The organism is Streptomyces sp. NPDC058326 (assembly GCF_042879855.1).
Lineage (GTDB): Bacteria > Actinomycetota > Actinomycetes > Streptomycetales > Streptomycetaceae > Streptomyces.
In genome coordinates, this window is the sequence record NZ_JBHVZO010000023.1 from 71,455 (window position 1) to 94,081 (window position 22,627).

At 69.0% G+C, this 22,627-nt stretch carries 19 protein-coding genes; 15 read left to right on the forward strand and 4 right to left on the reverse strand.

Annotated elements, in window-relative coordinates; all coding sequences use genetic code 11:
- The first annotated feature begins 142 nt into the window (after nt 1–142).
- The 12 genes from ACFVYX_RS31475 to ACFVYX_RS31530 all read left to right on the forward strand — a co-directional run bounded on the left by ACFVYX_RS31475 (nt 143) and on the right by ACFVYX_RS31530 (nt 11,515).
- Nucleotides 143–739 carry a hypothetical protein gene (locus tag ACFVYX_RS31475; protein WP_389684884.1) on the forward strand — a complete coding sequence of 199 codons (597 nt, stop codon included), beginning with the start codon at nt 143–145 and terminating at the stop codon, nt 737–739.
- Between the two features lie 446 nt (nt 740–1,185).
- A complete protein-coding gene (locus ACFVYX_RS31480; protein ID WP_389684885.1) occupies nt 1,186–1,626 on the forward strand; it encodes an ATP/GTP-binding protein in 441 nt (146 codons plus the stop codon).
- A 37-nt stretch (nt 1,627–1,663) separates the two neighbouring features.
- Nucleotides 1,664–2,365, forward strand: a complete 702-nt coding sequence (locus ACFVYX_RS31485; protein ID WP_389684886.1) for an SAF domain-containing protein — start codon at nt 1,664–1,666, stop codon at nt 2,363–2,365.
- Nucleotides 2,365–3,210, forward strand: a complete 846-nt coding sequence (locus ACFVYX_RS31490; protein ID WP_389684887.1) for a hypothetical protein — start codon at nt 2,365–2,367, stop codon at nt 3,208–3,210. The genes ACFVYX_RS31485 and ACFVYX_RS31490 overlap by 1 nt, the downstream gene beginning before the upstream one ends.
- Before the next feature lie 76 nt (nt 3,211–3,286).
- Complete coding sequence (locus tag ACFVYX_RS31495; RefSeq protein WP_389684888.1) at nt 3,287–4,717, forward strand: CpaF family protein; 1,431 nt, start codon at nt 3,287–3,289, stop codon at nt 4,715–4,717.
- On the forward strand, nt 4,717–5,634 hold the full coding sequence (locus tag ACFVYX_RS31500; protein ID WP_389684889.1) for a type II secretion system F family protein: 918 nt from the start codon (nt 4,717–4,719) through the stop codon (nt 5,632–5,634). The genes ACFVYX_RS31495 and ACFVYX_RS31500 overlap by 1 nt, the downstream gene beginning before the upstream one ends.
- Nucleotides 5,631–6,512: a hypothetical protein gene (locus ACFVYX_RS31505; RefSeq protein WP_389684890.1), complete on the forward strand. Its 882-nt coding sequence runs from the start codon at nt 5,631–5,633 to the stop codon at nt 6,510–6,512. The genes ACFVYX_RS31500 and ACFVYX_RS31505 overlap by 4 nt, the downstream gene beginning before the upstream one ends.
- Nucleotides 6,513–6,550: 38 nt before the next feature.
- Entirely contained in the window at nt 6,551–6,790 is a 240-nt protein-coding gene (locus ACFVYX_RS31510) for a hypothetical protein (RefSeq protein ID WP_389684891.1), read from the forward strand.
- Nucleotides 6,791–6,810: 20 nt separating this feature from the next.
- Entirely contained in the window at nt 6,811–7,218 is a 408-nt protein-coding gene (locus ACFVYX_RS31515; RefSeq protein WP_389684892.1) for a TadE/TadG family type IV pilus assembly protein, read from the forward strand.
- Nucleotides 7,215–7,676, forward strand: coding sequence for a TadE/TadG family type IV pilus assembly protein (locus tag ACFVYX_RS31520; protein WP_389684893.1), 462 nt, complete (start codon nt 7,215–7,217; stop codon nt 7,674–7,676). Before ACFVYX_RS31515 ends, ACFVYX_RS31520 begins: the two co-directional genes overlap by 4 nt.
- A complete protein-coding gene (locus tag ACFVYX_RS31525; RefSeq protein WP_389684894.1) occupies nt 7,673–8,116 on the forward strand; it encodes a pilus assembly protein TadG-related protein in 444 nt (147 codons plus the stop codon). Before ACFVYX_RS31520 ends, ACFVYX_RS31525 begins: the two co-directional genes overlap by 4 nt.
- Nucleotides 8,117–8,122: 6 nt before the next feature.
- Nucleotides 8,123–11,515: a LysM peptidoglycan-binding domain-containing protein gene (locus ACFVYX_RS31530; protein ID WP_389684895.1), complete on the forward strand. Its 3,393-nt coding sequence runs from the start codon at nt 8,123–8,125 to the stop codon at nt 11,513–11,515.
- 379 nt (nt 11,516–11,894) lie between these two features.
- Here the strand turns inward: ACFVYX_RS31530 and ACFVYX_RS31535 are convergent, their stop codons facing one another.
- Nucleotides 11,895–13,487 (reverse strand): S1 family peptidase, encoded by a 1,593-nt coding sequence (locus tag ACFVYX_RS31535; RefSeq protein WP_389684896.1) that lies wholly within the window; start codon nt 13,485–13,487, stop codon nt 11,895–11,897.
- Between the two features lie 194 nt (nt 13,488–13,681).
- Nucleotides 13,682–14,185, reverse strand: coding sequence for a hypothetical protein (locus ACFVYX_RS31540; RefSeq protein WP_389684897.1), 504 nt, complete (start codon nt 14,183–14,185; stop codon nt 13,682–13,684).
- Between the two features lie 509 nt (nt 14,186–14,694).
- Here ACFVYX_RS31540 and ACFVYX_RS31545 point away from each other — a divergent pair.
- The 3 genes from ACFVYX_RS31545 to ACFVYX_RS31555 all read left to right on the forward strand — a co-directional run bounded on the left by ACFVYX_RS31545 (nt 14,695) and on the right by ACFVYX_RS31555 (nt 20,571).
- Complete coding sequence (locus ACFVYX_RS31545) at nt 14,695–18,780, forward strand: DddA-like double-stranded DNA deaminase toxin (protein ID WP_389684898.1); 4,086 nt, start codon at nt 14,695–14,697, stop codon at nt 18,778–18,780.
- Nucleotides 18,780–19,274, forward strand: a complete 495-nt coding sequence (locus ACFVYX_RS31550) for an Imm1 family immunity protein (RefSeq protein ID WP_389684899.1) — start codon at nt 18,780–18,782, stop codon at nt 19,272–19,274. Before ACFVYX_RS31545 ends, ACFVYX_RS31550 begins: the two co-directional genes overlap by 1 nt.
- A gap of 226 nt (nt 19,275–19,500) precedes the next feature.
- A complete protein-coding gene (locus ACFVYX_RS31555) occupies nt 19,501–20,571 on the forward strand; it encodes a hypothetical protein (protein ID WP_389684900.1) in 1,071 nt (356 codons plus the stop codon).
- Between the two features lie 173 nt (nt 20,572–20,744).
- On the opposite strand, the gene ACFVYX_RS31560 is transcribed toward ACFVYX_RS31555, so the two are convergent.
- A complete protein-coding gene (locus tag ACFVYX_RS31560; protein WP_389684901.1) occupies nt 20,745–21,278 on the reverse strand; it encodes a GNAT family N-acetyltransferase in 534 nt (177 codons plus the stop codon).
- The gene (locus ACFVYX_RS31565; RefSeq protein ID WP_389684902.1) at nt 21,275–22,546 is read right to left on the reverse strand and encodes an XRE family transcriptional regulator; all 1,272 of its coding nucleotides are present in this window, start codon (nt 22,544–22,546) and stop codon (nt 21,275–21,277) included. The genes ACFVYX_RS31560 and ACFVYX_RS31565 overlap by 4 nt, the downstream gene beginning before the upstream one ends.
- Nucleotides 22,547–22,627 lie beyond the last annotated feature (81 nt).

The following is a 22,627-nucleotide window of genomic DNA, read 5'->3' on the forward strand; positions in this document are numbered from 1 at the left end:
CTGTCAAGTCCACTTACTGGCTGTGTAGTTCAGTGATTCATTGCGTAATCTGTGGCCCATACCTTGCGGTCCTGACACCAAGCGGCAGCCGAGTCTGCGCAGGTGAGACCACGTGGCCGCATATGCCCGGGGAGGCGAATTGATGACGCGCACGCCCACCAAGAACCGCTGGCGGAAACTCGCATTCGCGTGCGCGGTCTCCGCACTCGCCGTCGGCTGCACCACGAATGAACCCACCTCGCAGAAACCGCCGAGTACTCCTTCGGGCTCCACCACCCCCGCGACGACCCCGACCAAGACGGAGCCCCCGGTGGACCCGGTTGAGGCCGCGAAGAAGGAAGCGATCGCCACCTACCTTTCCCACTGGAAGGAAGTGGAGAAGCGCTACGCCGACAAGACAGGCAAGGCCGGCGACCTGAAGAAGTACGCCGCCGCCGTCGCGCAGATCCAGGTCGAGAAGGACGCTGAGGACTTCCACAAGCGGGGACTGGTGACCACCGGCACCATCACCGTGGGCAGCCCGGCCGCCGTCAGCGCGGATATCAACAGGAAGGTTCCCAAGGTCGTCCTCTCCAGCTGTCTGGACATCACCCAGTGGCAGACCATCCACGGTGATACCGGGAAGCCGGCGACCATGCCGTCCAACCGGCTCCTGCGGTACGTCATCAAGGCGACCGTCGAGAAGTGGGAGAAGGGATGGGTCGTTATCCAGGATGATCCGCAGGGGAAGAAGTGCTGACCCGGCGGGCAGTGGCGACGGCTCTCCTCGCGCTGAGCACCGCAGCTCTCCCCGTAGCTGCTGCCCACGCGGACGGGCCCGGAGGATCCGGCGGCAGCACCTGCAACCTGTTCTCCTGCGACGTAGAGGTCACCGTGCCCGGATCGGGCGGCGGCACCTCGGCTGGCGGCAACAGCGGGGGAGGAGGGGGTGGAGACAAGGGGCCGAAGCCCAAGGCGCCGGAATGCACCCCGGCGGAGAAGGTCGATCCTCAGCCGTCGGCCGGCAGCGATCTCTGGAACGGTCAGGACCCCGCAAAGGGAGCCGTCCTCTACACGCGGACCTGCCGGTACTTCATGGCTGACGGTTCCTCCACGATGATCACTGAGCCGCTCGTAGGAGGACCTGGAGGCCCTGCCGCTCCGGTAGTGGACCCGGCCGTTCTCGCGCGGCGGGCAGTGGACCAGATGGTGCTGCGTGGTCCGGAGATCGGGATCACGCCGAAGCCGGGCGGTATGGGTCTGGTCGGGATGCCGGTCTACCTGTGGACGGAGCGTGGCCCGGAGACGTACGGCCCGAACGTCGCCTCGGCGTCCGCGGGCGGGATCACGGTGACCGCGACGGCGAAGGTGGCCCGGATCGTGTGGCAGATGGGCGACGGGAAGACCGTCACCTGCACCACCCCCGGCACCCCCTACAAGGCCGCGTACGGCACGAAGTCGTCGCCGGACTGCGGCCACCGCTACGCCAAGCCGTCGACGGCAGCCTCCGGCACCTATCACGTGGTCGCGACGTCGACCTGGACGATCGACTGGCAGGCGACGACCGGCCAGGCCGGGCAGATGACGCAGACCCGGCAGAGCGCCGTGGACATCCGGGTCGGCGAACTCCAAGCCGTCGGCAGCTGAACCATCCGCGTCGGCACCAATGAGAAGGCGAGAGATCGTGAGCAAGACCGCTGTTCCGGCTGCGGGCCAGGTGCCCGCGCAGCCGACGCACTCCCAGGTCCCGGGTGCGACGGTGGGATTCCGGGCGCGAAGGCGCCGGCCCGGCATGTACGCGCTGGCGATCGCACTGATCGCGGCGGGCGGAGGCGGCGGGTTCCTCGCCTTCCAGGCGACAGGCGAGCGCACCCCGGTCCTCGCGGTGGCCAAGGGCGTCGAGGCCGGGGACGTCATCAAGGACTCCGACCTGATCGAGGCCCAGGTCCAGCTCGACCCGGCGCTGAAGCCGGTCCTGGCCGCAGAGCGGGAGAAGGTGGTCGGCAAGCGGGCTTCCGTCGCCCTCACCCCCGGCGCGCTGCTGACACAGGGCCAGGTCACCACCCGCACCCTGGTCAAGCCGGGGGAGCGGCTGGTCGGTATCGGGCTCAAGGCCTCGCAGATGCCCGCGAGCCGCCTATCACCGGGCGACAAAGTCCTGGTCGTCTCCACCCCCGCCGACGGGCAGATCGCCGGTGAGAAGGAGAGCGAAGCCGCAGGCCCGCAGCAGATCGCCGCCCGGATCGTACGGGTGGGGGAGCGGCAGCAGACCACCGGCGAGCAGGTCGTCGACGTCGCGGTTCCCGCGCAGTTCGGACCCGCGCTCGCGGCGCAGGCCGCGACCGGCAACGTGGCGCTCGTCGTCGACGGGCCGGGGGAGTCCTGATGGCCATGATCACCCTGGTCGGGCTCCCGGGCGCTCCGGGCGCGACGAGTACGGCGCTCGCGCTGCTGCGGACATGGCCCCTTCACGACGGCCGGCGCCTGGTCCTCGCGGAATGCGATCCCGACGGCGGCGCCGTGCTGCCTGGCGCGCTCCAGAGCACGGTGGTCGCCGACCGTGGTCTGCGCAACCTGACGGAATCCTCCCGCAGCGCCCAGGATCTGGTCACCGCGTTCTGGCCGCAGCTGATCGCCCTGGAGAACGACGAGAAACGCTCTGAGCGGAACCGGCTGCTGCTGCCCGGCTTGACCGCGATGCACCAGGCCTCGAGCCTCACCCCGGTATGGGGACAGCTAGCCGACCTGTTCACCGGGATCGAGACCCACGGCCACGACGTCCTGGTCGACCTCGGCCGCACCGGAGCCTTCGGGCCGGCCGGTGTCCTCGCACTGCGCGCGGACACCGTCCTGGTGGTGATGCGCGGCACGCTGCGCAGCATGCATGCCGCCCGCTCCCGCATCGATACCCTGCGCACCCTGATGGACGGCGACTCCGGCCAGGGCTCCAGCGCGCTCGGCGTCCTCCTGATCCGCCAAGGACCGTACGGGGCCCGCGAGGTCCAGGACGAACTCGGCGTCCGGGTTGTCACGGAACTGCCCTACCGCCCCGAGGAAGCCGCCGTGCTGTCCGACGGCGCACCCGAGGGACGCGGGTTCATGAACTCGAAGCTGATGAACGCCGCGCGTGACGCGGCCACCCCGATCCGGCAGACGATCGCCACCCGGCGCGCGCGGGTCGCCTCCCCGCTGCAGCAGCGTCTGCTGAGGGGAGCATCCGGTGCGCGCTGACCCGATGTACCCCGCGGCAGTCCCACAGCCCCACCCGGCCCAGACTCCGGCTCACGCTCCCGGCCCGGGCCCCGCCATGCAGCCGGGCAGGACACCCGCCCCGTACGGCCCCCGACACGGAGGGCAGGCCGCCGCCCCGGCGATGGTCAATCCGCTCGCCTCACCCCAGGCGAGCGTCGACGTCCGCGCGGCCAGTGAAATCAAGAGGCAGGTCAACGACCTGCTCCTCGCCGAGGCGAAGCTGAACCGCGGCCTGGTCGGCGCGGTCCGCGAGCACCGGGCCCGGGCGCTGATCAACGAGAAGGTCGCGGTGTGGGGCGACGCCTCCCGAACCTCCCGAACGGTCACCGCCGCCGAGGAGCAGCAGCTCGCCGCGCTCGTCTTCGACATGCTCTTCCGCTCCGGCCGTCTCCAACGCCACCTCGACGACCAGCGGGTGGAAGACATCTGGATCAACGGGCACGACCGGGTGTTCCTCAAGTACAGCGGCGACAGCGCCCCCGTCGCGGCCGAGCCGGTCGCCGAGTCGGAGGAGGAACTCCAGGAGCTCGTCCGTGACCTGATCCGCGCCAGCGGGCAGTCCGGCCGCACGTTCTCCACCGCATCCCCCGATGCCGCGATCCGCCTGCCCGACGGCTCCCGGCTCCAGGCACTCCACCCCGAGATCACCGGCGAGCGGACGTTCGTCACGATCCGCCGCCACCGCCTGCAGAACGCCACCCTGGATGACCTCGTCACGGCCGGCGCCATGGACACCACCATCGCCTCACTCCTGCGCGCCTGCGTACGGGCACGGCGCAACGTGATCGTGGTGGGCGAGCAGTCCTCCGGGAAGACAACCCTGATGCGGGCGCTCCTGCGGGAGATCCCGCAGCACGAGCGGTTCGGCACGGTGGAGACCGAGTTCGAGCTGTGGGCACACCAGAACGGCTACCACACCCAGGTCGTGCCGATGGAAGCCCGCGAGTCCAATGGCGAGCGCGTCGACGGCCGCGCGGTCGGCGAGATCACCCTCCTCGACCTCATGTACCGCGCCAAGCGCATGTCGCTCAAGCGCGTCGTGGTCGGCGAAGTCCGCGGACCGGAGATCACCGCGATGATGCAGGCCCTGACCAGCGACCGGCCCGGCTCCATGTGCACCATGCACGCCTCCGAACCGCACGTCGTCTTCGACCGCATTGCCGAGCTCTACCTCCTGGCCCGCGGCAACTTCTCCGAACAGCTCGCCTACCGGCAGATCGCCAACGGCCTGCACTTCGTCGTCTTCATGTCCGTCGACGAGTCCGGCCCCGCCCCCAGGCGACTCGTCAGCCACGTATGGGAGATCACCGGCATCGGAGAGAACGGCCGCCCCGCCTACAACGAGATCTTCCGCCCCGCCTCCGAGGACGACCTTCGCGCTGTCCCGGCCGCGCCGCTGTCACCGCGCTCGCGGCGGCGCCTGGAGCTGGCCGGGTTCTCCACCCACGTCCTCGACCAGGCCGCGGCCTGGAACAGGGGGCTGTGATGGGCGCCCTGTGGTGGACCCTGTGCGGGGCGCTGCTCGCCGGCGGCCTGGTCGCCGCCGCCGTCGCCACGATCGGCACGACCGCCCCGGCCGGGCAGGGCCGTACGGCACGCTGGCGGGCACAGTGGTCGAGCGGCCCCGACGGACAACAGCGTGCCGCCCGCCGCCGCGCCCTGCTCGCGGCAGCTGGCGTCACGACGGCCGTGGTGTGGCTGGTCTCCGGCGTGTTCGTCGCCGCCGTCATCCTCGGCGGCTCCGTGATCGGGGTGCCGTGGCTACTGTCCTCCGCGACCTCCGCGAAGGGCCGGATCGCGAAACTGGAGGCGCTCGCCGACTGGACCCAGCGTCTCTCCGAGATCCTCCGACTCGGCCTCGCCCTGGAGCAGGCTCTGATCACCAGCCGGAAGAACACACCCCCGGCGATCGAGGACGAGGTCGGGGAGCTCGCCGACAAGCTGAAAGCCGGATGGCTCCCCGTCGACGCGCTGCGTGACTTCGCAGGCCGCCTTGACGACGTCACCGGCGACAAGGCCTGCGCCGCCCTGATGCTGTGCGCGGTCGACCCCGGTCCCGGCCTCGCCCAGGTCCTCGAAGACGTCGCCGCCCAGGTCCGCGAGGAAGTCGCCGCCCGCCGCCGTATCGAGGCCGACCGGGCCAAGTCCCGCACCGCGATGCGCACCATGACCCTCATCTGCATGGCCCTGGTCCTGGTCGGCTTCCTCATCCCCTACACCGCCCCGTACGCCACCCTGCTGGGACAGCTCGTCCTGGCCCTGCTCGGCACCGCGTTCGCCATCGTCCTGTGGTGGACCCGCAAGCTCGCCACCCACAAGCCGGTACCCCGCTTCCTCATCAACGACCCCCGCAGCCAGGTCAAGCAGCCCGGCCCCGCCGAAGTGGAGGTGCCGGCCTCGTGAGCCAGACCGCCCTGATCGTCTGCGGCGCCGCGACCGGCGCCGGGATCGCCCTCCTCGTACGCGAGCTCGTGCCCTCCGCGCCCCGCCTCGGGCCCGCGCTGCGCCGCCTCGACCCGCCCCCGGGCCGCCCCGGCGGCCAGCCCAGCCGTACGAACGCCGCCGGCGCCGCGTGGGCCGGACGCCTTGCCGAGCGCATGCCCGGCCGGATCCCGCGCGCCGACCTCGACCTGCTCCACCAGAGCCCCGAGCAGTTCGTCACCAACAAACTGGCCCTCGCGCTCCTCGGCCTCCTCGCCCCGCTCGTCCCGGCCGTCGGCTGGCTCCTGATGGGACTGCCCGTCCCCCTCTTCATCCCCGCCGCCGCCGGGCTGCTGCTCGCCGCCGTCCTGTGGTTCGTGCCCGACTGGGCCGTCGCGAGCGAAGCGGCGAAGGCCCGCACCGAGTTCGCGCACGCCGCCGCGGCCTGGATGGATCTGGTCGCCACCCGCATGTTCTCCAACGTCGCCGCCGACCAGGCCCTGGAGGACGCCGCCCGCATCGGCCAGGGCTGGGCGTTCACCCGCATCCAGGAGGCCCTCCTGCGGGCCCGGACGGAGAAATCCTCCCCGTGGCAGGCCCTCGCCGACCTCGGCACCCAGCTCCGGCTGCCCGTCCTCAACGACGTCGCCGACATCATGCGCCTGTCCTCCGACGACGGCGCCTCCATCTACGACACCCTGCGCAACCGCGCGAAGAGTCTGACCAACGAACTGCTCACCGCCGAGGCCGCCCGCGCGAACGCCGACAGCGAGAAACTCCACACCCCCGCCGCCCTCCTCGCCGTGATCGTCATGATCGCGCTGGCGTTCCCGGCGGTCCTCAACATCTTCTCCATCTGACCCACACCGCCCGCACCACCCGAAAGGGAGCCCACCTCATGAAGACCAGCCCACTGCTCCGCGCCCAGGCCGCCGCGACCGCCCGAGTCTGGGCGATCCGCTCACGCCTCGAGGAAGTCCATCAGGAGGCCAAGGAGCGAGGCGACCGAGGCGAGAGCTCCATCTCCACCGTGGTCATCATCATCGCCGTCGTCGCCGGAGCCCTCGTCATCGCCGGCGGTCTCGCGGCCGCGTACGGACGGGCCAACGGCAAGCTCAGCGGGATCCTCGGCGGCTGACCCGAAGCCCGGATCACTCCATGTTCGCCGTCCTCGAACCCGCCGACCGGGACAGGGGATCGTCACCGATCCAGGTGGCGATCCTCTTCCCGGTCGTCATCATGTTCCTGTTCGCGATCGTGCAGGCCTTCCTGGCCGCCTACGCCCACAACGTCGCCGCGACCGCCGCACGCGAAGGCGTCTCCGCCGGCCGCATGTACGGGGCAGAAGCAGGGGACGGGGCTGCCAAAGCACGCACCGCAGCCGACGCGCTCGGCGGCGGCCTCCTGGTCGACGCCAGCGTCTCCACCACGGGCAGCACTGCCGACCGCATCCGCATAACCGTCCAGGGCCGCGCGGTCTCCCTCGTCCCCGGCCTGGGCGGCTGGCCGGTCAGCGCGTCCGCGTCCGGCCCCGTCGAGCGGTGGACCACCGCAGGAGACAGATGATCAGCCCACTCCACCACCTCCGCCGGGCCGTACGACACGACGACGACCGGGGCGACGCCGCGATCGAGGCGGTCATCGTCATCCCCCTCCTGATCGCGATCGCCCTGGTCGTCATGGCCGGCGCCCGTCTCTCCCTCGCGGGACAGAAGACAGACGCCGCAGCCCAGGCAGCCGCCCGCGCCGCCTCCCTCGAACGCACCCCCGCCGCCGGACAGTCAGCCGCCGCCCGCGCGGCCGCCGACGCACTCGGCGAACGGAACCAGACCTGCACCTCCACCCGCGTCACGACCGACACCCGCGGCCTGTCCGCCCAACTCGGCCAGGTCTCCACCGTCACCGCGACCGTCTCCTGCACCGTCCCCCTCGGCGACCTGCTCCTCCTCGGCGGCGGCCCCGGCGTACGGACCATGACCTCGTCCTTCACCTCGATCGTCGACGCCTACAGGGAACGCGGATGAGCCCCAAACACCCCGACAGACGGCGGAACTGGAAGGACGACCGCGGCGGGATCTCCCCGTTCGTCGCCATCATCACCGTCCCCCTGCTCCTCCTCGGCGGCCTGCTCGCCGTCGACGCCTTCGGCATCACCCGAGCCCACGAACGCACCGACGGCATCGCCACCGAAGCCGCCCGCGCCGCCGCCCAGGCCATCGACCCCGCCCGAGCCGTCACCGGCGAAGGAGTCGTCGCCGACCCCGCGCGCGCCGCCTCCGCCGCCCGCGCCTACCTCAACAGGGCCGGCGCCCGCGGCACGGTCACCGTCTCCGACGACGGCCGCCGCATCACCATCCGCGCCACCGGCACCTACCGCGGCGTATTCGTCCCCAAGACCTGGAACCTCAACGCCACCAGCTCCGCCACCCTGCTGCACGGCACGACCCGACCCGTGAAGGACTGACCGCCGATGCCCGCTCCCCGCTCCCTCGGGCGGCGCCTGCTGCGCGCCCTGGCCTCCACCGTCGTCCTGACCGCGCTCCTGGCCGGTCTGCCCTGGCTGCTCTACGCCACCACCACGGCCGTCTGGACCCAGGGCTCCGACGCCATCGCCCACCTGCTCACCCGCCAGGACACCGGCGCCGCCTTCATGCTCGCCCTGTGCGCGATCGGCTGGATCGCCTGGGCGAGCTTCACCCTCTCCGTCCTGCTGGAGATCCCCGCCCAACTCCGCGGCCGCCGCGCGCCGAGCCTTCCCGGCCTGCGCCTGTCCCAGCGCGCCGCCGGCACCCTTGTCTCCGGCATCCTCGTCCTCTTCGCCTCCAGCACCCTCGCCTCCGCCACCCCCGCCCTCGCCGCCACGGTCACCGCCACCGCGACCGCCGAAGCCGCCCACCCGACCGCGGACGCGGCGACGACGCCCGCCGAGCGCGCCGCCGAAACCGCCAGCACGGAACGCGAAGGAACGCGTACATACACGGTGCGCGACGCCCGGCCCGCCGAGAGCCTGTGGAGCATCGCCGAGAAGCTCTACGGACACGGCGAGCACTACACGAAAATCGCGGACGCGAACGAAGGCCGAACGATGGCCGACGGCACCGTCTTCCACGCCGACGCCCCCATCCACCCGGGATGGATCCTCACCCTCCCCGACGCCCCCACCACCGGCATCGAAGCGCCCGACGCTCCGCCACGGCAGGCCGCCACCGCGTACACCGTCCAGGACGGAGACACCCTGTGGAAAGTCGCCGAGAAGGAACTCGGCGACGGGGAGCAGTACGACGATCTCTTCGAGACCAACAGAGGAGCGCGGCAGCCGGACGGCAGCCGGCTCACCGACCCGGACGAGATCCAGACCGGACTGACCCTCACGATCCCGCACGCGACCGCGCCGTCAGAAATTTCTGACACCGTCACGCCACCGCCCGCTTCCCCGCCCGTAGGCGACCGCTCCACCGATACGGACACACCCCCGGCCAAGCCCGCCCCCGCTGCCCCGGCACCGAGCTCTCCGGCCCAGCCGGGCAGCGCACCCACCGCCAACACCCCCACGACACCGCCCACAGCCACCGCAACCACGAAGCCGACTTCGCTCTCTCCGACCCCCACTTCCTCGGCGAAGCCGACCACCCCGGTGACAGCGGTCCCCAACCCGTCCTCGCCCGCTGAGCCCGGCGAGGCCGCCCCCGGCACAAACACCGCGACTCCCGAGCGTTCGACCGCGCCCGTCCCTCCCACGACCGAAACGGCCGCAGGTGATGAAGCAACCGATGGGATCGGGGTCAGAGACGTCGCCGCGTTCGGGATGCTCGGGGCCGGAAGCCTGCTCGCGACCCTCGGGCTCAAGCGCATGCTCCAGCGCCGCCGACGCCAGCCCGGCGAGCTCCCCACCACGACCGACACCACCACAGAGCAGAACCTGCACGCCGCCGCCGACCCGGGCAGCCTCGAACTCCTCGACCTCGCCCTGCGCACCCTCGCCCACCACACCACCGAACAAGGCCTGGAACTCCCGGCCGTGGCCGGCGCCCGCATCACCGCCCGCAACGTCGAACTCCTCCTTCCCGGGTCCGACGACGGCGAGGACACAAGCGTCCAGGCACCCACCCCGTTCAACGAGACGGCCCCAGGCTGCTGGACGCTGGACCGCACCCAGCCCCTTCTCGACTCCGACACCGCCGCCAGCGTCCCCGCCCCCTACCCCGGCCTGCTCACCCTCGGCACCGACCCCGACGACAACCACCTCCTCATCAACCTGACCCTCTCCCGCGTCCTCCTCCTCGACGGAACCCCCGACGCCGTACGCGACACCGCCCGCGTCCTGGCCCTGGAAGCCGCCACCAGCACCTGGAGCGACCACTCCGAGATCATCACCGTCGGCCTCGGCGACCAGCTCCCCGCCCTCCTCCCGCAGAGCCGGATGCGCGCCGTCCCCCACCTCAAGGCCGCCCGCACCGACCTCGCCGAACTCCTCCTCGAACAGCGCCAGACCGCCGACGGCGACGACGCCCCCGACCGGCTCCCCTGGACCCTGGTGTGCGCAGCCGACATAGACGAGGACGAGGCCCAGATGCTGGCCGACACCCTCACCGCAGCCCGCGACCTACCCGTCGCCCTGGTCGTGCCCGCCCAGGGCACCGCCGGCGCCTTCGGCCCCTTCGACGAAGCCGTCCACCTCGCCGTCGGCACGACCCGGACCCAGTACGTCGACGCCCTCGACGCCGACCTGTTCCTGCAGTCACTGCCCGAGACCGACTACGAGGACCTCCTCGACCTTCTGCGCCAGGCCGAGGAACCCGCCCGGCCCGCCGAAGGCCCGTGGAAGGCGGTCCCGCCCCTCCACATCAGCCTCGACGACGGCGACGGCGCAGCCGCGACCAGCCCCGCAGCCCTGCCCGCCGCTCCGTTCACGGCCTTCACCGCGATTCGGCCCCTGTCCTCCGTCCCACCACTGCACACACCGGCCGCCGCACCCGAAACCACCCCGGCCTCCGCGCCGACCGCGATCGTGCCGACCACGTCCGACGACCCGGCCGAGGAGACCGAGCCGCTCGAGACCGACACCTCGGAAAGCACTCGCACCGCCGTGGAGCCGGACGAGAACGCAGCCGACACGGAAGAGCCGGCCGACGCGGTCGATCTGCACGCCCCCGAGATCCAGATCCTCGGGCCGGTCACCGTCACCGGGATCGCCTCCACCGGACACGGGCCGAAGCTCGCCCAGCTTGCCGCCTACCTCTACTTCAAGCCCAGCGCACCCGACACCGTCCGCGAAGCCATGGACCCACGCTCCCCCTGGACCAAGCCCACCCTCCAGACCCGGATCTCCCAGCTGCGCAACCAGCTCGGCACCGACCCGGAGGGCGAGCTCTACCTTCCCAGGGACCGCACCGGCATCTACAAGCTGTCGCCCAAGGTCCGCTGTGACTGGGACCGGTTCACCACGCTCGCCGAACGCGGCCTGACCAAGGGTCCCTCGACCGGCATCGGCGACCTGGAGGCCGCCCTCGCGCTCGTACGCGGGTACCCCTTCGGCGCCACCCCGCCAGCATGGACCGCCGCCCGCGTCCAGGAGATCCTCGTCCGCATCACCGACACCGCCCACACCCTTGCGACCTGGCACCGCACCGGCCCCCACCCCGACCTCGACGCCGCACGCCGCGCCGTACGCCGAGGCCTCGACATCGACGACAGCGCCGAGCTCCTCTACCAGGACTGGATGCTCATCGAGGACCAGGCCGGCAACCGCACCGGCGTTCGCACCGCCTACGAGACCATCCTCACCATCAACCGGCGCCTCGACGCCAGCACCGAGCCCGACACCGACGCCATCTACGAACGCCTCACGACCCGCACCGCCTGACCGAGCGGACACAAAGAGGGAGTCACCCGCAACACAGGTGACTCCCTCGTCCAGATCGAACAGCAGCGCCCCCGCACCCCCGCCGTCCCTACGAGGGCATCCGGCAGTCCGCTACCGGTGAAAAGGTACTGCCGGTTCGGCGAGCTGCTGTTGGTGGGCAGTCAGGCACGACCCGTTTCCGGCCCGGCGCCTTCGTGTCGCTCGTCTGCCAGATCTACGGAACTCCGGACGGCCCGGCCGGAGCAGCCGGTGTTGACCAGCCCATCCCGGGAGCTGGGGGAACAGCATGGGCCAAAAGCCGAACAGCTTTGGGTCCAACGCCATGACTGGGATCACGAACGCGCGAGTGTCTCGCATCTATGTTCGCATTGTGTCCCGGCTAGAGCACGTCGTCTCCGTCGAAGATGGCGAAGCTCGCGCCGGTGTTCTTACGAAGGGCGATCTTGCCGTCTGTGCTGTGCACGATCAGGTCGGCCTTCCCGTCAGCGCCGCCGGTGTCGTTGACAGAGTCGGCGAAGTAGAGATGCCCCATGCCTTCGTGGCCGTGGAAGTTGCCCCAGCCGCTGCTCCACGTGGCGCTGCTGCCGAAACCGTGACCGATGTTCAGGCGCACGCTGATCGAGCCGTCTACGGCATGGACGATCAAGTCCGCCTTCTTGTCGGCATTCATGTCAGCGAAGTAGAGGCGACCCTTGCCCTCCTCGCCGTGGAAGTTGCCCCAGCCCGTGCTCCAGGTGGTGCCGCCGTCGAAGCCGTTGCCGATGTTCAGCCGGATGCGCGCAGCGATCGTGCCGTCGGTGGAGTGGACGATCATGTCCGCCTTGTTGTCGGCGTTCATGTCAGCGAAGTAGAGGCGACCCATCCCTTCCTCGCCAAGGAAGTTGCCCCAGCCGCTGCTCCAGGTAGTGCTGCTGCCGAAACCGTTGCCAATGTTCGGGCGAACGGAGATCGTGCCGTCGGTGGAGTGGACGATCATGTCCGCCTTGTTGTCGGCGTTCACGTCGGCGAAGTAGAGGCGGCCCTTGCCTGTCTGACCGGTGAAGTTCGCCCAGCCGCTGCTCCAGCGGGCTCCTTCGTTGAAGTGGTAGCGGGGCATGCCGGGCTCGAAGAAGCGCGGGCCGGTTATCGCGGTCCGTACCGTGATGTCGCCGTTCGCGTTCTGGATGAACATGTCGTCCGCGCCGTCTCCGTTGGCATCCGCCATCTGGACGAACTCACGCTCGGCCTTTAGCCATGTGCGGGCTGCGGGATCAGCGACGTTCACGGACTTAGCGCCCGTACGGGTTTCGGCAGGGTTGGCGCCCAGGCAGCCGCCCTGCCAGGAGCGACTGTTGATGCCGACCAGCTCGGTCTTCCCCTCCTTCTCACGAAGCAGCGGGCCGCCGGCGTCACCGGCGCACACTGCCACACCGTTCTGGCCGGTGATGGCCACGGTGTCGTCCTGTACGGCGTCGGCTGTGAAGGCCCCCGTGTGTAGAGCGGGCTGGACCCACTCGGTCTTGGTCTGCCCGAAGCCCGCAACCTTCAGTGTCTCGCCGGCGGTGGCCGGCGCCGTGGCCAGAGAGACGGGGGTGATTCCGAAGGCGGGTGTCTTAAGTCGTGCCAGGACGAGGTCACGTCCCTGGTAGGGAACGACCTCGGTAACCTCGGTGACCAGGCCGCCGGCGGCCGTCAGGTTGCTTCGTCCGACAGTGACGACCGTCTTCTCCGGGGGCGAGCCGGGGGTGAGGTCGGGGAGACCGCGGGTGAAGCAGGAGGAGGCCGTAAGCACCCAGCGGGCGTTGACCAGCGCACCAGAGCAGTTGCGCATGGTCGCTTCACTGTTGCCGATCGCCAGCTTCGCCGTGAACGCGTATGAGCTGCTGGCAGTGGTGCCACTGACGGCACTGGCGGGCGAGCTGAGTGGGGCGGTTGCCAGGGCGAGAGCGGCGAGGCTTGTGGTCGCGGCAATGCGCGGACGTCTTGCAAACACTGTCGATTCCTTGAACTTGTGGGACGTACGGTGCGGCTGACGCACTGCCCTGCGGTTGTGGGCGGGTGAGTCGAGCTACGCCGGATCAGCCATCAGCCAGGGCCTTGATGAAGGTCTTCATGCCGTTGGCTGTGACGCTCGCGGTCATGGGGCGAGCCGACAATCAGACGCGCGGTCTGCTGACGGTGAAGGGTTCAGCTAGCTACGCGGAGCTCGAGCAGGGTGGCGGGCTCACCACTGCTGCTTGCTTCGCCGTAGCCGGTGAACTTGTTGGCCGGCGCGTTGACAACCAGGGTTGAACCGCCGGCTGTCTTGAGCGTGGTCTTCACCGGATCATCCGTGGTGATGATGCCGAACGCCTCGGCGAACTCGAGCGTCAGGTAGGCCGGCTTGGTCTTGACCTCGAAGCAGGTGTCCTGCCCCTGCCAGCGGCTCATGACCAAGATGTCCTGCTTCCCGTCACAGGACGTCAGGACGATGCCGCCGCTGCCGCGCTTGAGAGTGGCTCCCGGCTTGGAGACCAGCTCAGCGTTCGGGTAGTCGAGGCTCTCGACAGCTGACGGCATGTCGTCGGTGGTTGCAGCCGCCGTAACAGTGGTGCCGGTTTCGGCGTGGGCCATGCCCAGCGTCGTCGCGGTCACCGCAAGCGCTGAGGTCAGAACGACCAGCAGGGCCTTGCGAGCACGAGATATTGCCATGGTGGGCCTTTCGAAAACAGGTGATGGATATCAGGCAGTCCATCAGATCGCAGCAAAGTGAAGCACGTTCAAGATCTGGTGATCTAACTGGAATGAGTGACTCATCTCTCGCGAGCTTTTCGCGAGTCTCGCACAACCATTCGTTCGGTGAAGCGTCTCCAGCTGTTCCAAATATGAATCCGTAGGCAGTCAATCTGGAGGCATATGTGTCAATCGAATGAAAACATCATTTTTCGGGCAAAGTGCGCGGCAGTTAAAAAATGTGACATCGGGACCCTGGGCGTCCGCGTGAGCTGCTGTTTTCCCTGTTGAGCGAGGAGGGTTGCTGGTTGGGGCCGTCCGTTGGCAGAGCTGTACGATCAGCGGCTCCAGCCGAACCTCGACTGCCGCAACAATCACCCAATGCCTGCCATCAGGAGCGTGAAGGAACCCTTCATGTCTCCGATTGCCTGGGGGCTGTGGAGGTGTAACTGGCTGGATCCTTAGATGAGTTAAGAGGAGTTCCGCCGATGAAATGGCGTATTCCCTCCCAGGTCAATGGCCCGGGAGCGCTGGAAATGTTTTCCGCCCGTCGGCGGATACTCAGAGCACTGCTGTCGACTGGCCTGCTGGCTGGCCTGCTTGGGACGCCGACGGCTGTGGCGGTCGAGCCCGCACCACCGACCCTGAACGTCAGGGAGCAGATCGTCAGTTACTGGGAGACTGGTGGCCGTGTTCTGAAGATTGCCGCCGAGCGAGCTCTGGTCGGTGACGACGACGCAGTCCAGAAATTTTTGGACCAAGCGGCGGCAATCCAGCTTGACGACAACAAGGTGGAGACCGCGCGGCTGATCATGACCGGAGGCGCCGGCGTCCGGAAGGCAGCCGAAGCGGCGATTGTGAAGTCGCCGGCCGAGCTCGAGGCCTTCCTCCTCTACGGCTACGAGCAGCCTCTGGACGACGACCGCAAGGTTGAGATCGGCCGCATGGTTGACGCGGGTGGCCGCGGTGTGCGCGAAGCAGGCACCAAGGCCCTGCTGGGGACCTTCGCCGACCGCGAGGAGTTCCTGAACAAGGGGCAGTACGCCGCGCGCAAGGACGACAACCGCGTCGAAGTTGCCCGCATGACTAACACAGGCGGACCAAACGTACGGGCCGCAGCCGAGGCAGCACTCAGCGGCACACCCGACGACATCGTCGAGTTTCTTGAGATTGGCCAGTTCACGGCCCGCAACCGGGACCAGGAACACGCCTCCATCGCCGAGCTGGTGAAGCAGGCCCAGGCTGCTGGGAAGCAGGCCGCCGACGCCACGAAGGCAGCAGAGGACGCGACCACCAAGGCGGTCGACGCGTCGAACTTGGCCAAGGTGGCCGCGCAGAGCGCCGCTGCGCAGGCCGAGCTGTCGAAGGACAAGTCCGAGGACGCCGCAATCAGCGCCGAGCAGGCGGCGGACGCGGCCCGGGCCGCTGCTGAGGCCGCTCAGGTGGCTATCGGCTCCGCCGACGCCGCCAACCGGGCAGCCCGCCGGGCCGCGCTAGCCGCAGCCCAGACCGCCGCTGCTGCCGCAGCCGCCGCAGACGCTGCGACCAAGGCCTACAACGCAGCTATCGCGGCTGCGGGCGACGCATCCAAGGCCAAAACCGCCCGCGAGTCCGCAGCCAACGCACGCGCCGCCGCCCAGGCCGCCAGCACTTCCGCCGTAGCAGCCGAGAACGCGGGCTTGGCATCCGCGGCGGCCGCCATCGCCTCCGACGCGGCCAAGGGCGCCTCAGTCAACGCCAACGCCGCAGCTACTGCTGCGGAACAGGCTAACGCGCACGCGGACGCCGCCGGCGTGAACTCCGATGCCGCACGCCAGGCCGCCGCCGAAGCGCGCCGACATGCAACCATCGCCGACCGCGCAGCCGACCGTTCCGCAGAACTAGCCCGCAGTGCTGCCAGCGCTGCCTATGCCGCCCGTGACACCGCCAAGTCCGCAGCCGCCCACGCCAACAAGGCCGCCGACTATGCCGAAGACGCTGCAAGCCACGCTGGCGACTCAGCCACCTACGCCGACCAAGCCAAGAAGAACGCTGACGCGGCTAAGGCAGCGGCCGCCACAGCGGACGCGGCAGTGACCAAGGCGAAGGAAATCTTCGAGCTCGCCCGCAGGACCGAGGCAGCTGACCTTGCCACGCGCACGGAAGGAGGCCTCGAGCGCGCCAACTCGATGAAGATCACCTCCAACAGAGGCATTTCGGTTTCGGCGAGCTCTCAGGTGCATGCGCTGTCCTTGTACGACACCGCGACCGTGCTCGCCCAGGAGGCAGCCCGGCCGGACGTTGACATCCAGGCCACCGCTGCCAAGGGCCGCCAGCTGGCCATGCAGGCGATGAAGGTCCTCGGCCCCTGGCAGCAGGAAGCAGCCGCCCGTGCGCTCGCCGGCAGCGACCAGGACGTCCTGGACTACCTGCGTACCCGCTGGAAAGAGGCCAACCACAACAACACCCGCCAGCGCGTTGTCGACCTGAGCACGCTAAGCCCCTACCCCTCTGTCCGGGCCGCAGCTGCCGAGGCCCTCAAGGGAACACCGGAGCAGATCGAGGCCTTCAACGAGACCGGCCAGTACGAGGCAGGCCGCGACGACATGAGGATCGCGGTCGCCCGTCTGACCAATACCGGCGGGCCCAACGTGCGCCGGGCCGCTGAGGCCGCAATCCTGGACGGCAAGGCGAAGACGCTTGCGACCTTCCTTCAGATTGGCCAATATGGTGAGCGCCTCACCGACGAGAAGGTCATCACCGCCCGTCTGACCAATACCGGCGGGCCCGAGGTCCAAGCAGCCGCAAATATCGCACTTGCTGGCCCGCCCGAGCTCATCCACGAGTTCGTCACCACGGGCCAGTACATGGCCCAGCGCAAGGACAACCTTGCCGCCCACCACGTCCACCAGGTCGACCGCCTCATCGCCGAAGGCTCTCTGGTCGCGGCCAGGGCACAGGAAAACGCCAGCCGCGCCGCCTACGCCGCGGCCGTCGCCGAGGGTGCGTCTACCGAAGCCGCGCAAGCCTCCGCTGAAGCTGACGAGTCCAAGGCGGCAGCAGACAGGTACGCGGCCAACGCCAAGACCTCCGCCGACGCGGCTACCCAAAGCGCCGCCGACGCGGCCGCCTCCGCTTCTACCGCACGCAACGCCGCCGACCGGGCCGCACAGGACGCCGCAGCAGCCGAGAGCTCTGCCTCCCAAGCCGCGTTCTCCGCCTCCTACGCCCGTTCATCTGCTCAGAAGGCCGACAAGTCCGCAGACCAGGCCCGCGCATCGGCGCTCGCCGCCGGCAAGAGCGCCGCCGAGGCAGAAGCTGACGCCAAGACAGCATGGACGGCGACACGCACCCTCGCCGAGAAGGAAGCGGAAGAAGCCCGACGGCAGGCGGCCGAAGAGCGCGAGCAAGAAGAGGAAGTCAAGCCCAAGAGGATCTGCATCCCGCACCCCACCCGCGAGACGATGGCCCCGATCATGGCCTGTGTGGCGTCGCCTGGCGACTCCATGATCTCCGTGCGGGAGAACGATCCCTTCATCCAGGCCGTGGTGTGGGAACTTACCGGCCTCAACGACATCAAAGCCTGCATCGAAAACCCCACCGCCCTCGACTGCGTCATGGCTGTTGTCGGGGTTACGCCCTGGGGCAAGCTCAAACTCGTCACCAAGATCGACGACGGAATCGCCGGAATCAAGGCCCTGCGATCCAGCCGCCGTTCCGTGGCCTGCCTGACGGGAGTGGCCCACAGCTTCCCCGCCGGCACCAAGGTCCTCATGGCCAACGGGACCAGCCGTCCCATCGAGCAGATCCAGCCTGGCGAACTCGTCACTGCTTCCGATCCCGTCAGCGGTGAAACCGGACCCCGGACCGTCACCCGCACCATCCACACCCCCGACGACCGCAACTTCACCGACGTCATCCTTACCGACGGCTCCACGCTCACCTCGACCAGCCACCACCTCTATTGGTCCGAGAACGACCAAACCTGGAAGAACGCCAGCGACCTCAAGGCTGGCGACACACTGCGGACCCCGCAGAACAACACGGCCACCATTGCCCAGATTAGGGACTGGCGGGGACTCCAGGACGCCTACGACCTCACCGTCGACGACCTCCACACCTACTACGTCTCCACCGGTACCACCAATCTCTTGGTCCACAACACCGACGGAGAATGCCCCAAATGGGTGTCTCAAATCTTCACCGAGATTGTGGATGAATGGATTACCACGGGCGTCATCAGGGACTCCAAGGGCAACCGAATACCGAACCTCCCGGAGCGCATAGTTAGCTCAAGGGACAGTGACACAACAGCCCTTGTCGCCTACCTCAAGAAGATCGGGTATGGCGACCCGAGGCAGACTGGGTTCTTTGCGGAAACTCACGCTGAGACTAAGCTCGCCTATAAGATGTTGATGAGCGGCGTCGAACACGCGACTGTAGTAATCAACAACAACAAGGGCGTTTGCAAGGGCAGAGACACGTGTAGCAAGCTGGTTGAGGCTATTCTTCCAGAAGGTCACACGCTCACCGTGCACTATCCTGGTAAAGGCAGCCCTGAGATAATCACCGGCAAGGGTCCAGGCAGGCAATAATGATCATTGAATTTTGGATCGACGGCGAAATGAACCGAGTATCCGGGCGCCATGAAGTGGAGGTTGCCGTCGATCGAGTCATAAATGAGCTTGAGGCGGAGCGTGAAGTTCCCATCGGTTTCTACCCGGGCACGATTGCGTCCTTCCATGTCTTTGATATTCCGGAAGGGGCAGAGGTTCCAGAAGTAGCAGAGAATTCTCTGATCGTGGGGGTCAATCGAACCACAGGGTACGGGGGGATGATCTGGTGGGGTGAAGAGATTCCAGAGGATCCGAACCAGTTTTACTGGGTAACCAGGAATGAGGATCCGCCAAGTGTAGACCCTCGGGTAACTGCCGACCCCGGCCACCCGCTCTGGTACGACAGGCGGAATGTTGTACCCCTGACGGACATCAAGTCCGCCCTCGTGGAGTTCTGCTTCAGTGGAGGCAAGCGGCCGGTATCCGTCGAATGGGAGCCCAGCACCGCGAACGGTCAACGGCTGAGCTCTTAAGTACCAAGCTTGACCCTCGGAGGCCGGACTGCAACTGCGGTCCGGCCTCCTCTGGCATCCGCTTCCACGGGCCTTCGTATGTGGCTCCACTGACACGGGAGCTCCGCCCGCGATCCGCGCCGTCTTGCCGGCCTGCCGCCCCCAGCGACTTGCTGACCAGCGGCGTTGTCAGAAGAGGTTAGGCTCCGGGGACCATCAGACAGCGGACGCCTGAGGTGGTGGGGAAGTGGCTGAGATGGGCTGGTGGGACAGGAAGCCGGAGGAGCGGGCGCGTTGGGTGCTCGATCCTCTGGTGGCGGTGGGGCCGCTGCGGTTCGGGATGGACCACGACGAGGTGAGGGCGGCCCTGGACGGCGAATGGAACGGCGGCGGGCAGCGCACGGCCGACGGATGGCGCTGGATTCCGTACGATGGCGACTGCGTGATAGCCGTATGTGACCAGGACGGCCACCTGATCGCGGTCGAGATCGACGCCAAGGGAGGCCCGTTCGTCCGGCTCGACGAGGTCGAACTGATCGGCCGGGTCCCCTCCGAGGCCCGCGCCGAGATCTTGGGCCTCGCGGCCCGTCGGGGGGCCGCAGTGGGGACGAACCGCAGTGGGGACCCGCAGATCGTCGCGTGGGGCGTGTCCATGTCCACCGAACAGGAGTATGGGCAGCTACCCGAAAGGCATGTCGGGCGGAAGGACTCGGTGATCACCACTGCCCTATTCACCGCTCCCGGAGTCGCCGACGATACGGCTGCCTCCGTCATCAAGGGGCACGACGTCCGTGACCTGGTCGCGAACCCGGGAGCCTGGCCCGTGACGCCCGACCACGAACGCCCCCGCTGGGACTGGAACCCGCTGGAGAACGTGGGAGCGCTCCGGTTCGGCATGAGCCCGCCCCAGGTGGCTGCCGCCCTCGGAGACGAGGTTCCGGCCGGACGGACAGGCGCTTTCCCCTTCTGGTTCTGGAAGGAGGCCGGGCAGTGGTCCCTCCACACCGACCACTTCGAGCGCGCCGGCGTCACTGCCCAGTACTGGTACCCGGACGGCGTTCCGGAGCTGGGCGCCGTAACCGTGCACGGCCGTACCGGACCCCAGCTCCACTACGAGGGCATCCCGCTGGTCGGCATCACGCCCTCCATCCTTGACGCGGCCATCATCCAGCACGTCGAAGACCATGACCTGGGCCTGCGGTTCAGCCCGAACGGAGCGGCCGTCCCCGACGGACCCAACCTGTACCTGGACACGGCCAGGGCGGAGGACAGCTCGGTGAGCGAACCGACCTTCTGCGCGGAGGGCTGGCAGATCTGAACCCGCGCGGCGCACGACATCGCCCCGGAGACTGCTCAGGCCACCCCGCCCAGCGCGCTGCAGTCCCTCCTCGCCCCGCGCATAATGCGCCGCATCGCGCTCCTCCAGCTCGACCACGGCCTGGCCTTCGCCGACGCCCACCGCTGGTTCGTCGTTGTAGTCGGCGGTCTTGGTTACGGCGTCGTCTCAGGCAGGCCCCGGAGCATGACGGCGTACACGGGGGAGTCGGCGAAGGGCTGCCGTTCGCCGATCTTTCGGTAACCCCAGGATTCGTAGAGGGCCTGGACGCGGGGGTGGGCGACGTCGACGAGGAGAACGGACAGCGGTTCGAGGCGCCGGCCGATGAGTTCGGTGTGCAGCTGGGCCGACAGGCCCGTCGCGCGCCACTTCGGGCGGACCATCAGCTCTGAGAGGGAGAACGTCGCGGTGGCGTCGGGGGCGGGGGAGAGGTACTCGCGCCACCACTCCCGTCCGTGCACGGCAGGGGCGCCGTAGGCGTAGCCGGCGGGCTCCTCGCCGTCGTAGGCGATGACGCAGTCGAAGCCGGGCAGGCCGCTCCAGTGGTCGACGAACCAGGCGAACCGTTCCTGGTCGTGGAACTCGTCCGTCTCGGTCGCGTACGCGTCGGCGTGGACGTCGAGGAGTATCTGGCGGATCTCGGCTGCCTCGGACTGTCCGTAGTGGCGGAAGGTGTAGACGGGGGTCACGGGCGGCTCCATTCGGTGCGGTAGCGGTCGGCCCAGTCCAGTGCGGTCGCCGAGCCGGGGGCGAGGGTGATCAGGTCGCGGTGGAACTCGCCGAGCAGCGAGCGCATACGGCCGGGCAGGGGGGCACCGCACATCTCGTCGAAGACCTTCGCGGTGGTGGCGGTGGCCTGCTCGATGTCGCCCTGGTGGAGTTGGGCGAGCGACAGGCGGGCGGTGGCGAGGGCCCGGTTGCGGCGGAAGGTGTCCGGCAGTACGGCCAGGGCCTGGAAGGAGGCGGCCTCGGCGTCGGCGGCGTCGCCGAGCCGGTCGCGGACGATCGCGGTGAGCGCGTGGAGCTCGGCCGCTCCGTAGAAGGCGATCCAGCTCGAGCGGGGCTGGTCCAGGTCGGCCTTGTCGAGGGAGGCGGCGGCGAGGTCGAGCGCACGCAGGGCGCTGCGGTCCTCGTTAAGGTGTGCGTGGGCGATGGCGGTACGGGCGTGCGCGAGGCTGGCGTACAGCGGATCGCGCCGGGTGATGGCGGTCGCCTTCGCGGCCTGGCCTGCGGCGAGGGACTCGGCGTGATCGCCCTGCTGGTGGGCGAGCATGGACACGGAGTTCCAGACCCTCATGGTCAGGGCCGGGTCCTGGGCGAGTCCGGCCAGGTACAGGGCCCGGTCCAGGTGGCCGCGGGCCCGGGCGCGCTCGCGGGCGTCCACACACGACCAGGCGGCGGTGGCGGTGAAGTCGGCGGCGAGCGCGAACAGCCGCTGCCGGGTGCGCTGGGTGGCGGCCCGCGCCTGGAGGGCGACGGCTTCCTGGGCGCCGGCGAGCGCGGCCTTCTCGACGCGGTCGTGGCCGCCGCGCTGGTCGTCGAGGGCGTTGACGGTGTCGAGCTGCTGCCGCAGGCGCAGGACGTCGCCGCTGCCGACGGACGGAGCGGCCCCGGACAGGGCGACGGCGCCGGCGGCGGAGGCGACGGTGAAGAAGGTTCGGCGGCGCAATGGGTCCTCCGGGGCGGCACGGTTCTTGCGGCGGTCGGGCGGAACGAACCCTAAGTCCGCCGCCGAGCGGCCGCTGACCTGCTCCAGAGCCATTCTGGCCTTGCCCTGTGGCCACGTCGTCTCGCCTGAACGCCACTTACGCACCGTCACCTCGGACAGCTCGCCGCGCGGAGAGGTCCTCTGCGTGACGTCGCGGATGACCCCGTTCAAGGCTCTGGCGAGTTCGAGCGCCGTCCAGTTGTTCCTCGACATCCAGGCGACGAACGCCTCATTGCGCACATGGGGCATCCCCCCACGGTAGAGGTGAGCGTCACCGCCGCGAGGGTCAAGGAATGGTCAATTCGCTACACAGCTCGCGGGCAAGGAACG

Bases quoted from the DNA above. Each gene is read 5' to 3' on its own strand.
- ACFVYX_RS31480 (WP_389684885.1), top strand. From the start codon at position 1,186: ATGGTGCTGCGTGGTCCGGAGATCGGGATCACGCCGAAGCCGGGCGGT.
- ACFVYX_RS31550 (WP_389684899.1), top strand. From the start codon at position 18,780: ATGATCATTGAATTTTGGATCGACGGCGAAATGAACCGAGTATCCGGG.
- ACFVYX_RS31530 (WP_389684895.1), top strand. From the start codon at position 8,123: ATGCCCGCTCCCCGCTCCCTCGGGCGGCGCCTGCTGCGCGCCCTGGCC.
- ACFVYX_RS31495 (WP_389684888.1), top strand. From the start codon at position 3,287: ATGCAGCCGGGCAGGACACCCGCCCCGTACGGCCCCCGACACGGAGGG.
- ACFVYX_RS31525 (WP_389684894.1), top strand. From the start codon at position 7,673: ATGAGCCCCAAACACCCCGACAGACGGCGGAACTGGAAGGACGACCGC.
- ACFVYX_RS31545 (WP_389684898.1), top strand. From the start codon at position 14,695: ATGAAATGGCGTATTCCCTCCCAGGTCAATGGCCCGGGAGCGCTGGAA.
- ACFVYX_RS31500 (WP_389684889.1), top strand. From the start codon at position 4,717: ATGGGCGCCCTGTGGTGGACCCTGTGCGGGGCGCTGCTCGCCGGCGGC.
- ACFVYX_RS31475 (WP_389684884.1), top strand. From the start codon at position 143: ATGACGCGCACGCCCACCAAGAACCGCTGGCGGAAACTCGCATTCGCG.
- ACFVYX_RS31490 (WP_389684887.1), top strand. From the start codon at position 2,365: ATGGCCATGATCACCCTGGTCGGGCTCCCGGGCGCTCCGGGCGCGACG.
- ACFVYX_RS31515 (WP_389684892.1), top strand. From the start codon at position 6,811: ATGTTCGCCGTCCTCGAACCCGCCGACCGGGACAGGGGATCGTCACCG.
- ACFVYX_RS31510 (WP_389684891.1), top strand. From the start codon at position 6,551: ATGAAGACCAGCCCACTGCTCCGCGCCCAGGCCGCCGCGACCGCCCGA.
- ACFVYX_RS31520 (WP_389684893.1), top strand. From the start codon at position 7,215: ATGATCAGCCCACTCCACCACCTCCGCCGGGCCGTACGACACGACGAC.
- ACFVYX_RS31565 (WP_389684902.1), bottom strand. From the start codon at position 22,546: ATGCCCCATGTGCGCAATGAGGCGTTCGTCGCCTGGATGTCGAGGAAC.
- ACFVYX_RS31540 (WP_389684897.1), bottom strand. From the start codon at position 14,185: ATGGCAATATCTCGTGCTCGCAAGGCCCTGCTGGTCGTTCTGACCTCA.